This window comes from Nocardia sp. NPDC051833, from assembly GCF_040681225.1.
Lineage (GTDB): Bacteria > Actinomycetota > Actinomycetes > Mycobacteriales > Mycobacteriaceae > Nocardia.
Window position 1 is genome coordinate 975,058 of sequence record NZ_JBFAYK010000001.1, and the last position, 12,001, is coordinate 987,058.

Sequence of the window (12,001 nt, forward strand, 5' to 3'; positions counted from 1 at the left end):
GGCGCCGGCGTGCCCGGCGCCGCGGTCCACGGGAGTGGCGGATGAGCGCTGGTGACGGGTCCGAGCGGATACCGAGGAAGTGGCGACTGCTGCTGACGGCAGTCGCGGTGGCCTTTCTGTCCCTGCTGCTCGTGCCCCGGCTGATCGGCGTCTACGTCAACTGGCTGTGGTTCGGCGAGGTCGGCTATCGCAGCGTGTGGTCGACGGTGCTGCTCACCCGGCTCACGCTGTTCGTGGTGATCGCGATGATCCTCGGCGGCGCCCTGTTCACGGCCCTGTGGCTGGCCTACCGGTCCCGCCCGGCCTTCTTCCCCGGCGGGCGCGACGACGACCCGATCACGCCCTACCGCACCGTGGTGGGCCGCTATCCGCTGCGATTCGGGCTCGGCATCGCCGCGGTCTTCGGCTTCATCTGCGGGCTGGCCGGGCAGTCACGATGGCAGACGGTGCAGCTGTTCCTGCGCGGTGGGTCCTTCGGCGCGCGCGACCCCCAGTTCGATCTCGACGTGGGGTTCTACGTCTTCGACCTGCCGTTCTACCGGCTCGTGCTCAGCTGGCTGTTCGTCATCGTGTTCGTCGTGTTCCTGGCCTGCCTGGCGACCCACTATCTGTTCGGCGGGGTGCGGCTGTCCGGGAAGTCGATCGGGATCACGGTCGCGGCCCGCTGCCAGCTCGCGGTGCTGGCCGGGCTGTTCTTCGTGCTGAAGGCGGGCGCGTACTGGCTGGACCGCTACGCCCTGCTGTCGAGCGGGCGGCGGGAGCCGACCTTCGCCGGCGCGGGCTACACCGACATCAACGCCGTGCTGCCCGCCCGCTTCATAATGTTCGCCATCGCGCTGATCTGCGCCGCCGCGGTGTTCTCCGCGGTGGTGGTGCGCGATCTGCGGGTGCCCGCGATGGCCGCCACCCTGCTGTTGCTGTCGTCGATCGTGGCGGGCGGGGTGTGGCCGCTGGTCGTCGAGCAGTTCTCGGTGCGCCCCAACGCCGCCGACCTGGAGAGCCCCTACATCGAGCGCAATATCGCCGCGACCAGGCAGGCCTACGGCATCGGCGAGGATCGGGTGCACTACCAGCCCTATCCCGGCGTCGGCACCGCACCGCCGCCGGAGGTCCCCGCCGACGCCACCACGATCGCCAACCTGCGCCTGCTCGACCCGCACGTGCTCTCGCGTACCTTCACCCAGCAGCAGCAGCTCAAGAACTTCTACAGCTTCCCCGACAACCTGGACCTGGACCGCTATCGCATCGACGGACAGCTGCGCGACTACGTGGTCACCGCCAGGGAACTCACCCCCGCCGCGCTCAGCGGCAACCAGGGACACTGGGTCAACCGGCACACCGTCTACACCCACGGGGACGGGTTCGTCGCCGCCCCGGCGAACCGGGTCAACGCGGCGGTCGTCGACGCGGCGAGCGACAGCGCCGCGGGCAACAGCGGCTACCCGATCTACGCGGTCAGCGATATCGCCACCCAGCACGCCGGGCACCAGGTGATCCCGGTCGAGCAGCCCCGGATCTACTACGGCGAGGTGATCGCGAGGGGCGATCCGGACTACGCCATCGTCGGCGGCGGCACCGAACCGCGCGAATACGACACCGACAGCACCAAATACACCTACGCGGGCAAGGGCGGTGTCCCGATCGGGAACTGGCTGAACCGGCTCGCCTTCGCCACCGTCTACACCGAACGCAACATCGTGTTCTCGACGGCGATCGGCGCCGACTCCAAGATCATCTTCCACCGCGATCCGGGCAAGCGGGTCGAGCGGGTCGCGCCCTGGCTGACCATCGACAACAATCCCTACCCCGCCGTCGTCGGCGGCCGCATCGTCTGGATCGTGGACGCCTACACCACGATCGACGGCTACCCCTACGCCGCGCGCAGCTCGCTCGAGGCCCTGTCCGTCGGCGAGGACCAGGGACTGCGGGAGCCAGGGGAGATCTCCTACATCCGCAACTCGGTCAAGGCCACCGTCGACGCCTACGACGGCACGGTGACGCTGTACCAGGTCGACGAGCAGGACCCGATCCTGGCCGCCTGGATGCGGGTCTTCCCGGGCACCGTCCAGCCACCGTCGGCGATCGGTGACGAGCTGCGCGCCCACTTCCGTTATCCCGAGGACCTTTTCGTCATCCAGCGCGACATGCTCGCTCGCTACCACGTGGACGAACCGCGAGAGTTCTTCACCAACAACGCGTTCTGGTCGGTGCCCAGCGACCCGACCGTCGAGAGCAACCCGCACCAGGCCCCGTTCTACGTGCTGGTCGGCGACCCAGGCACCGCCGACGCCTCGTTCCGGCTGGCCGGTGCGATGGTCGGCTTCCGGCGAGAGTTCCTCTCCGCCTACATCTCCGTGCATTCCGACCCGGAGAACTACGGCGAGTTCAGCATTCTCCAGCTGCCCACCGACACCCTCACCCAGGGCCCGCAGCAGATCCAGAACTCGATGATCTCCGATACCAGGGTGGCCTCCGAACGCACCCTGCTGGAACGCTCCAACCGCATCCAGTACGGCAACCTGCTCACCCTGCCGATCGCCGACGGCGGCGTGCTGTACGTGGAACCGCTGTTCACCGAACGGATCTCGACGGCACCCAACGGGTCGACGTTCCCGCAGCTGGCCCGCGTGCTGGTGAGCTACCGCGAGCCCGGCACCGGTGGCGTCCGGGTCGGCTACGCGCCGACCCTGGCCGAGGCCCTCGACCAGGTCTACGGCCCGGCCACCGGCGATCTCGCCACCGCGCCCGGCGGCGGCCCCGGCGCCCCGCCGCCCCCTGGCCGTCGTCCACCGGCGCAGGCCCCGCCGCCACCGTCGGCCACCGAAGCGCCGCTGGACGAGGAAGCCATCGCCCGCATCGAAGCCGAACTCGAGGCGGCCAGGGCCGCGCTGGAACGGCTCGAACAGCAGCTCGGCATCCTGCGCGGTCCCGGCCGGTGACCGCGCGCGCCCGGCTCAGAGCCGGGCGAGCACCAGCGCGGCACAACCGATCAGCGGCGGCACCAGCTGGATCAGCGCGGCCCGCGCCTTGTCCGGCGACGACACCAGCAGCACCACCCCCGCCGCCACCATCGACCCGGCGCCGGCCAGCACCAGCGCCAGCCCGATCCCGGCGTCGCCGAACGCGGTGAACCCCATGCCGACCGCGGCGACGATCGCGAGAAACAGGTTGTAGAACCCCTGATTGAACGCCATCTCCTTGGTCGCCTCGGCCTGCTCCGCCGTGATCCCGAACGTCGCCCTGGTCCGCGGACTGGTCCACTGCAGCGACTCCATCACGAAGATGTACCCGTGCAACAGCACAGCGACCCCGACGAACACCAACGCCACCGCCGTCATCGCGCCACCTTCCGACCGGCCCGGCCCACGCCGAGCTCGCCGCGATTATCACCCACCACCGCACCGCCGACCGGGTCGCCGGGCCGGTTCTCGCCCCGGAAAACCACTGGCCCGCCATGACAGGATCGGTGTGTGCTGTTGACGATCTCCACCACCCACACACCGGCGACCGATCTCGGGTACCTGCTGGTCAAACACCCCGACCGCGTGCAGTCCTTCGCGACGACCGGTGGCACGGCACATGTCTTCTACCCGCAGTCCGACCCCGACCGCTGCACGGTGGCGCTGCTGCTCGAGGTGGACCCGGTGGAGCTGGCGCGTCCGGCCAAGGGCCACCACGGGTTCGCCCTCGGCCGCTATGTCAACGACCGGCCCTATGTGGCGTCGAGCCTGCTGGCGGTGGCGCTGGGCAAGGTGTTCCGGTCGGCGCTCAACGGGACGAGCCGGGACCGCGCCGAATTGGCGACGACGGCGATCCCGTTGGAGATCGACGTGCCCGCCGTCCCGTGCCGGGCCGGCGCCGACCTCGTCGAGCGCCTGTTCGCGCCGCTGGGCTGGACCGTCGCCACGGCGACCGCGCCCCTGGACCCGGAGTTCCCGGACTGGGGCGAGTCACCGTATGTCCACCTCCGGCTGACCGGCACGCTGCGCCTGTCCGCCGCGCTGAACCACCTCTACGTCCTGCTCCCGGTGCTCGACGACGCCAAGCACTACTGGGTGTCCGAAGACGAGGTCGACAAGCTGCTGCGCGCGGGCGACGGCTGGCTCGGCGAGCACCCGGAGCGGGAGCTGATCGCCCGCCGGTACCTGGCCGGGCGCCGCTCGCTCACCCAGACCGCACTGGAACGCCTGCGCTCGGTGGACGACCAGGTCGACGACGCGACGTCCGACACCGACGCCGTCGAGCGCCGCGCACCGCTGGTCCAGCTGCGCAAGGAGGCCGTCCTGGCCGCCCTCGCCGAGACCGGCGCCACCCGCGTCCTCGATCTCGGCTGCGGCCCCGGCGCGTTGCTGCTGGCGTTGGAGGCCGACCACCGCTACACCGAGATCGTCGGCGCCGATGTCTCCAGCGCGGCGCTGAGCATCGCCGAACGCCGCCTGCGCTTCGACCGGATGTCGGATCGGCAGCGGGCCCGGATCTCGGTGCTCCAGTCGGCGCTGACCTACCACGACGACCGGCTGCGCGGCTTCGACGCCGCCGTCCTCATGGAGGTGATCGAGCACGTCGACGAGGCGCGCCTGCCCGCGCTCGAACGCGCCGTCTTCGGGCACGCCGCACCCGGCGCCGTCATCGTGACGACGCCGAACGTCGAGTACAACGCGCGCTACGAGACGCTCGACGGGCACCGCCACGACGATCACCGATTCGAGTGGACCCGTGCGGAATTCGCCGCCTGGACCGCCCGCGTCGCCGCCACGTTCGGCTACACGGCCGAGCTCCGTCCCGTCGGCGACCTCGACGCCGACCTCGGCGCCCCCACCCAGCTCGCGCTCTTCCGGAAGGCCTGACCCATGCACATCGACCTTCCCGAACTGTCCCTGGTGGCGCTGATCGGCATCTCCGGTTCCGGCAAGTCCACCTTCGCCCGCGAGCACTTCGCGCCCACCGAGGTGCTGTCGTCGGACTTCTTCCGCGCCCTGGTCGCCGACGACGAGAACGACCAGTCCGCGACCGCGGACGCCTTCGACGCGCTCGGCCACATCGCCGGGATCCGGTTGCGCGCCGGGCGACGGGTCGTCGTCGACGCGACGAATGTGCAGAAGCACGCGCGGGCCGCCTTGGTCGCGCTCGCACGGTCATTCGATGTGCTGCCGGTCGCGATCGTCATCGATACGCCCGAGGCCGTCGCGTGGGAGCGGACCAAGGATCGCGACGACCGCGACTTCGGCCGCCAGGTGCTGCGGCGACAGAGCCAGGACCTGCGCCGATCGCTACGGCACCTCGGCCGCGAGGGTTTCCGCAAGGTGCACGTCGTCACCGATCCGGCCGACGTCACCATCACCTACGAGCGGGCGTGGAACGACCGCCGCGAGCTCACCGGTCCGTTCGACATCATCGGCGATGTGCACGGCTGCCGGGCCGAGCTGGAGAGCCTGCTGGGCGAACTCGGCTGGCAGCTGATCCGCGACGAAGCGGGCCGGGCCGTCGACGCCACCCACCCGACGGGCCGCCAGGCGGTGTTCGTCGGTGATCTCGTCGATCGCGGTCCCGACTCCCCCGGTGTGCTGCGGCTGGTGATGGGGATGACCGCGAGCGGTGCCGCGCTGTGCGTTCCGGGCAATCACGAGCAGAAGCTGCTCAGGAAGCTGCGCGGCCGCGATGTCACGGTGTCGCACGGGCTGGCCGAGACGCTGGAGCAGCTGGCGGCCGAGCCGCCGGAGTTCGTCGAGTCCGCCGCGCGGTGGATCGACAAGCTGGTCAGTCACCTGCGCCTCGACGGCGGGCGGCTGGTGGTGGCGCACGCCGGACTCAAGCAGGAGTACCACGGCCGGGCCTCCAGCCGCGTCCGCGACTTCTGCCTCTACGGCGAATCCACCGGTGAGACAGACGAATACGGGCTTCCGGTCCGGTATCCGTGGGCGCGCGACTATCGCGGCTCGGCCATGGTCGTCTACGGCCACGTGCCGACCCCGAAGGTGGAGTGGATCAACAACACCGTCTGCCTGGACACCGGCGCGGTGTTCGGCGGCGAGCTGACCGCGCTGCGCTATCCGGAGAAGACGTTCGTGGCCGTGCGCGCCGAGCGGGTGCACTACGCACCGGTCAAGCCGATCGGCGACACCGGTGCCGCCCGCGCCGGCGACACCCTCGATCTCGCCGATGTCACCGGCCGCAAGCACCTGCGCACCGACTACGGCACCGTGCTCGTGGAGGCCGAGAACGCCGCCGCCGCGCTGGAAGTGATGAGCCGCTTCGCCATCGATCCGCGGCTGCTGCTGTGGCTGCCGCCGACCATGTCACCGCCGTCGACCTCGACGGTCGAGGGCTACCTGGAATACCCGACCGAGGCGTTCGCCGACTATCGCGCGGCGGGCGTCGACCGGGTGGTGTGCGAGGAGAAGCACATGGGCTCGCGCGCGGTCGTGCTCGTCTGCCGCGATCAGGCGACGGCGGCGGACCGTTTCGGCGTGACCGACGGCTGCTCCGGCGCGATCTACACCCGCACCGGCCGGTCGTTCTTCACCGACGCGGCGCTGATCGAAGCACTGCTCGAGCGCGTCCGGGCCGCCGCCACACCGCTTTTCGACGAACTCGACACCGGCTGGCTGCTCCTGGATTGCGAGCTCCTGCCGTGGTCGGCCAAGGCGGGCGGGCTGATCCGCACCCAGTACGCGGCGATGGGTGCGGCGGCGCGGGCGGCCCTGCCCGCGGCGGTCGACGCCCTGAATGCCGGTCTCGCGCGCGGACTCGACCTCGGTGACCTGCGGGCCCGCACCGCCGCGCGCGCGGACACCGCGGCCGACTTCACCACCGCCTACCGGCGATACTGCTGGCCGACCACCGATCTCGACGGCCTCCGGATCGCGCCCTTCGCGCTGCTCGCGGCCGAGGGCGCGAGTTTCGCCGGGCGCGACCACGGCTGGCACCTCGATGTCTGCGATCGACTCGTGGCCGCCGACCCGGAGACGTTCCGGCACACCGAACGCCGGGTCGTCGACCTGTCCGATCCGGTCACCGAGGCCGAGGCCACCACCTGGTGGCTGGCGCTGACCGAGGCGGGCGGCGAGGGCATGGTCATCAAGCCGTACGCCGGGCTGGGGCACCGGGCCAAAGGCAAGCTCGTCCAGCCCGGGATCAAATGCCGTGGCCGCGAATACCTTCGGATCATCTACGGTCCCGACTACACCGTGCCCGAACACCTCGAGCGCCTGCGCGACCGGACCCTGAGCCGCAAGCGTGGTCTCGCGATGCGCGAACACGGACTCGGGCTCGCGGCGCTCGACGCCGTGGCCGCCGGCGAGCCGCTGTGGCGCGTGCACGAACTGGTGTTCGCGATCCTGGCGGTGGAGTCCGAGCCCACCGACCCCCGGCTCTGATCGGCGCGGCCGCCCGCGCCGATCGGGTGCGGGCGGCTAGCCGACGAGGTCGACCTGGCGGCCGACCTCATCGAGGTGGCCCAGGGCCTGGGCGTACGACTCGAGCAGAGAGGTCTCGCAGTACGGGACACCGATCTCGGCGCAGAAGTCCGCGACGACGGGCTGGGCTCGGTGCAGGTGGGAGCGGGGCATGGACGGGAACAGGTGGTGCTCGATCTGGTAGTTCAGGCCGCCCAGGGCCGTGTCGACGAGAAAGCCGCCGCGGACATTGCGGGAGGTGAGGACCTGGCGCCGGAGGAAGTCGGTGTTGTCGCCCTCGGGCAGGACTTCCATCCCCTTGTGATTGGGGGCGAAGGTGCAGCCCATATAGAGGCCGAACAGTCCCTGCTGAACGGCGATGAACGCCAGCGCCTTCCCCGGCGAGAGCACCAGGAAGACCGTGCCGAGATACGCGCCCGCGTGCGCGGCCAGCAGCAGGCCCTCGGTGACCCGGTTCGGGATCGGCCAGCGGAAGACCGCCCGCACGCTGGCGAAGTGCAGACTGCCGCCCTCGAGCAGCAGCAGTGGGAAGAACAGCCAGGCTTGGTAGCGGAAGACGAACCGCCGCCAGCCTTTTCCGGCCCTGGCCCGCTCCGCGGAGAACGCCAAGACACCCATGGCGTCGGGATCGGCGCCCTCGGTGTTGGGGTGGGCGTGGTGGCGATTGTGATTGCTGGTCCACCAGCCGATGCTCAGCCCGATCGCGAGGTTGCCCGCGATCAGGCCGTACAGGTAGTTGGCGCGGCGGCCCGCGAAGATCTGCTTGTGTCCCGCGTCGTGTCCGAGGAACGCGATCTGCGCGAACACCGCGGCCAGGAACACCCCGATTCCCAACGCCCACCAGGAATCTCCGACGGCGACGAGCGCCGCCCACCCGCCGAGGAACGCCGCCGCGGTGAGCGCGCTCTTCCACCCGTAGTACCGCAGGTCACGGTCCAACAGGCCGGCCGCCCTGATCCGGCGCAACAAGATCGAATACTCGCTGCCGCGCACCGGGGCGACATCAGAAACAGCTACCACCGCACCAGCATGACGGATCCAGGCCACCGCCAGGTGAACTCGGCGCATCTGCCGAGATGGACTAGGTCACGTCGGAGCGGGATCGGCCGGTATCCAGCGCCGTGAACGCCGCCGCGGCCAGGATCAGCACCGCCGACACCACCAGGGCCACGTCCAGCCCGTGATGGAAGGCCACCTTGCCCTCGTTGAGCACCTCCGACACCTTCGACAGGTACTTCAGGTACGGCCCGATGTCGACGCCTTCGGGAATGCGACCGCGCTCCACCGCCTGGATGGCGTCGGGCTGCAACGAGGTGGGCAGGCCCAGCGCGTCCATCTTCTTCTTCAGATCCGCGGTGAGGAACGAGCTAACCAGCACACCGAGCACGGCGACACCGAACGCCGAGCCGACCTGGCGCATCGTATTGGTCACCGCGGCCGCCATGCCCGAATGCTCCGCCGGGACACCCGACATCACCGCCGAGGTCAGCGGCACCACCGCGATGCCGAAGCCGAGCCCGGCCACGCCCATCGCCGCGGCGATCCACGGATCGTGCAGCGTCCCCGACAGCGCCTGGCGGGTCAGCAGGATGCCGCCCGCGCCGAGCACGCATCCGAGGATCATCGGGACGCGTGCCCCGCGCCGCGACACCCAGTAGCCCGCCACCAGCGAGCCGATCACGATTGTCACGGCCATCGGCACGAAGACCGCCGCCGTGCGCGCGGCCGAATACGACTGCATCACCTGCAGATACAGCGCGGTGAAGAAGAAGATCGAGAAGATGCCGAAGTAGACGGCGAAGGCGACCACCAGCGCGCTGCGCACCGCGGGCACCTTCAGGTACCGGAAATCGAGCAGCGGAGCCCGCACCCGTTTCTCGACGAGCACGAACGCGATCAGCGCGGCCCCGCCGAGCGCGAACAGCCCCAGCACCGACGGCGAGGTATAGCCCCGGTCCTGGCCGACGGTCGCGGCGTAGACCAGCGCGCCGAACGCCGTCGCGCTGAGCACGGCACCGGCCCAATCGACGGGCTCCTGCCGCGGATCAGAACTCTCCGGGACCGCCCACAGCGCGACGATCATCGCCACCGCGCCGATCACCAGGTTGAACCAGAAGATCGACCGCCATCCGTACAGGTCGACCAGCACACCGCCGAGCACCGGTCCCGCCGCCAGCGCGAGGCCGGACACCGCCGCCCACACGCCGACCGCCTTGGCCCGCGAGCGTTCACCGGGGAAGATATGGCGCAGCACCGACAGGGTGCCCGGCTCCGAGGCCGCGGCGCCGAGGCCCATGATCGCGCGGCCCGCGATGAGCAGCGCGACGCTGCTCGCGAGCGCGGAGACCACCGATCCGGCGCAGAAGATCACCAGGCCGACGATCATCACCTTCTTGCGCCCCCACCGGTCACCGAGCGATCCGCCCGCCAACATCAGTCCGGCGAAGACCACCGTGTAGGCGTTGACCACCCACTGCAGCAGGGTCACATCGGTACTCAACTCACGTCGGATATCGCCGAGCGCAACGCTGACCACGGTGGTGTCCAAGAAGGTCACGAACACCACTGCCACGACTGCTGCCAGAGCGACTCCCGGCCGCGCCGGTGTCCCCGGCGCTGTGTCCATCGGTCTCACGGGCACAGGTTACTGGCGAGTTCCCCCGGACGCCGACCCAACCTCGATGCCGGCCGCACTTCGACGGCTCCTGTTGGGCGAGCCGACGTCTCACCGTCACCAGGCGTAGTACGACCGGACCGACGGCTGCCCGGTATATCCCGGTCCCGCGGTGTCGTCGGCGCCCAGGTAGGTCGCGGGGAAGCGGGGTGAGCGCGGCCCCTCACCGCGCAGCCGGTGCGTGCGCCGGTCGAAGGTCATCCCGCTCGCGCGCAGGGCCGCGAGGACGGCGGGCCCGGCCGCGGATCCGTCGGCGCGACAGATCTCTTCGGGATCGAAGTCGGCGGCACACCGGCCACCGGGTACGACCCAGCCCGCCATGGCGGTGAGCACGGCGAGTTTGTCGCCGATGTAGTGCAGGCCGTGGACACAGGTGACCAGGTCGGCGGGGCGGTCCGGGGTCCAGGTCGTGGCCGAAGTGGTGATCAGCCGCAGGCGATCGGTGCGCGGCCGGGCTCGGAAGAAGCCGACGAGGTCGATCCCGATCAGCGTGACATCGGCCGACGGAAACTCTTGAGCGAACCTCTCTTCCGCCTCGAGCAGCGCCCGTCCCTCCCCACAGCAGACATCGATCCAGGTAACCGTGGCGTCGGGATCGGCGCGCAGCCGCTGCGCCAACCGCCGGTAGGGATCGAAGCCGAGTTCCCTGGCATAGCTGTTGACCCCCGACAGCCCGCGCCCGCGATTCATCGCGTTGTTCGCCACCACCGACGACAGTTCCAGCGCGGCGTCATCGAGCAGGCGGGGTGCGGATTCCGTGGTCACCCCACCATTCTGCCGATTCCCGCCTATCCCTCGTTCAGCTCGACCGCCGCCCGCACGAGTTCCTTGAACCCCACTTCATCGAGCGCGTCCCCCTCCCGCAGATCGATCACCCGCCGCGTGTTCCCCTCCAGCCCGGAGTTGAAAACCCCACGCGGATCGGGCAACCGAGCCCCCTTGGCGAAGGTGACCTTCACGATCTCCTTGTACGTCTCCCCCGTACACACCATCCCGTCGTGGTACCACACCGGCACCCCACGCCACTTCCACTCCTCGACGATCCCCGGATCCGCCTCGTGCACCAACTCCCGAATCCGCGCCAGCACCTCCCCCCGCCAATCCCCCAACTCCGCGATCCGCTCATCGATCCGCCGCCCAGCCGAACCCTGATCACCCGTCACAGTCATCACCGGTCGCTCTCGTCGTCGTCACGCCTGAACCCCGAGTATCCCCCGACCACCGGGAAATCCCGGTCAGGCCTGCTCGAGCATGTCGAACGGAATAGTCACCTCGACCGGTTCGTCGAGCAGGAGAACTCTGCGATGGACGGTGTGTGCTCGGTAGCGCCGTCCGGACCAATCGAGGCGATACTCCTCGATCTCCTCGATCCGCTCCTCCTTCTGATCGAGCCTGACGATGAGGTAGCGCGGGATTCCCGCAGCCGCGTACTGGATCCGTTTGTCGGTGATGTCTGCGTCGATGGTCGATTCCGAAGTCACCTCGACGACGAGCAGAAGGTGATCCCGCACAGAGTTGACGTCGTAGGGCTCGCAATCGCGGATCCAAACATCGGGATAGCGAATATTCAGCCGCCGGTCGGCTGCCGACGAATCGGCATCAGCGAATCGTGCCGCGACATCGGAATCCACGATCATGCCGGGGCCACCGGCACGTCGACCCGCCTCCAGCAATCCCGCGAGCCGCCGCACAACCCGGCTGTGCAGCGGACTCTGCGCCATCATCCGCACAACCCGGCCGTCGACGATCTCGATGTCATCCCAATCGTCCGTGGCGCCGTCCAGGAAGGCCTCAACGGTCAGTCGCTGCTCACGATGCTGATCGGGGGTACTCATACCGCCGATCATTGCAGGCATCGACGCGGGACCGACCGACCACGGCGAATCATGCCGGTCGGCGAGATCCTCGCGGG

At 69.8% G+C, this 12,001-nt stretch carries 9 protein-coding genes; 3 read left to right on the forward strand and 6 right to left on the reverse strand.

Annotated elements, in window-relative coordinates:
* Positions 1 to 41 precede the first annotated feature (41 nt).
* Complete coding sequence (locus AB0L91_RS04440) at positions 42 to 2,939, forward strand: UPF0182 family protein (protein WP_365007231.1); 2,898 nt, start codon at positions 42 to 44, stop codon at positions 2,937 to 2,939.
* Between the two features lie 15 nt (positions 2,940 to 2,954).
* On the opposite strand, the gene AB0L91_RS04445 is transcribed toward AB0L91_RS04440, so the two are convergent.
* Complete coding sequence (locus AB0L91_RS04445) at positions 2,955 to 3,338, reverse strand: DUF1304 domain-containing protein (RefSeq protein ID WP_365007232.1); 384 nt, start codon at positions 3,336 to 3,338, stop codon at positions 2,955 to 2,957.
* 132 nt (positions 3,339 to 3,470) lie between these two features.
* Here AB0L91_RS04445 and AB0L91_RS04450 point away from each other — a divergent pair, with 132 nt between their 5' ends.
* The gene (locus AB0L91_RS04450) at positions 3,471 to 4,847 is read left to right on the forward strand and encodes a 3' terminal RNA ribose 2'-O-methyltransferase Hen1 (RefSeq protein ID WP_365007233.1); all 1,377 of its coding nucleotides are present in this window, start codon (positions 3,471 to 3,473) and stop codon (positions 4,845 to 4,847) included.
* A 3-nt stretch (positions 4,848 to 4,850) separates the two neighbouring features.
* Entirely contained in the window at positions 4,851 to 7,376 is a 2,526-nt protein-coding gene (locus AB0L91_RS04455; RefSeq protein WP_365007234.1) for a polynucleotide kinase-phosphatase, read from the forward strand.
* Positions 7,377 to 7,412: 36 nt separating this feature from the next.
* On the opposite strand, the gene AB0L91_RS04460 is transcribed toward AB0L91_RS04455, so the two are convergent.
* The 5 genes from AB0L91_RS04460 to AB0L91_RS04480 form a co-directional block, all read right to left on the reverse strand.
* Positions 7,413 to 8,435 (reverse strand): acyl-CoA desaturase, encoded by a 1,023-nt coding sequence (locus tag AB0L91_RS04460; RefSeq protein ID WP_365007235.1) that lies wholly within the window; start codon positions 8,433 to 8,435, stop codon positions 7,413 to 7,415.
* Positions 8,436 to 8,496: 61 nt separating this feature from the next.
* Entirely contained in the window at positions 8,497 to 9,972 is a 1,476-nt protein-coding gene (locus AB0L91_RS04465; RefSeq protein WP_365007236.1) for an MFS transporter, read from the reverse strand.
* Positions 9,973 to 10,146: 174 nt separating this feature from the next.
* The gene (locus AB0L91_RS04470; RefSeq protein WP_365007237.1) at positions 10,147 to 10,854 is read right to left on the reverse strand and encodes a class I SAM-dependent methyltransferase; all 708 of its coding nucleotides are present in this window, start codon (positions 10,852 to 10,854) and stop codon (positions 10,147 to 10,149) included.
* 23 nt (positions 10,855 to 10,877) lie between these two features.
* The gene (locus AB0L91_RS04475; protein WP_365011179.1) at positions 10,878 to 11,258 is read right to left on the reverse strand and encodes a DUF1801 domain-containing protein; all 381 of its coding nucleotides are present in this window, start codon (positions 11,256 to 11,258) and stop codon (positions 10,878 to 10,880) included.
* Positions 11,259 to 11,324: 66 nt separating this feature from the next.
* The gene (locus AB0L91_RS04480; RefSeq protein WP_365007238.1) at positions 11,325 to 11,924 is read right to left on the reverse strand and encodes a Uma2 family endonuclease; all 600 of its coding nucleotides are present in this window, start codon (positions 11,922 to 11,924) and stop codon (positions 11,325 to 11,327) included.
* Positions 11,925 to 12,001 lie beyond the last annotated feature (77 nt).

What these genes read in the sequence shown, in the direction of transcription:
- AB0L91_RS04445 (WP_365007232.1), bottom strand. Translation starts at nt 3,338, where the DNA reads ATGACGGCGGTGGCGTTGGTGTTCGTCGGGGTCGCTGTGCTGTTGCAC.
- AB0L91_RS04475 (WP_365011179.1), bottom strand. Translation starts at nt 11,258, where the DNA reads ATGACTGTGACGGGTGATCAGGGTTCGGCTGGGCGGCGGATCGATGAG.
- AB0L91_RS04440 (WP_365007231.1), top strand. Translation starts at nt 42, where the DNA reads ATGAGCGCTGGTGACGGGTCCGAGCGGATACCGAGGAAGTGGCGACTG.
- AB0L91_RS04480 (WP_365007238.1), bottom strand. Translation starts at nt 11,924, where the DNA reads ATGAGTACCCCCGATCAGCATCGTGAGCAGCGACTGACCGTTGAGGCC.
- AB0L91_RS04455 (WP_365007234.1), top strand. Translation starts at nt 4,851, where the DNA reads ATGCACATCGACCTTCCCGAACTGTCCCTGGTGGCGCTGATCGGCATC.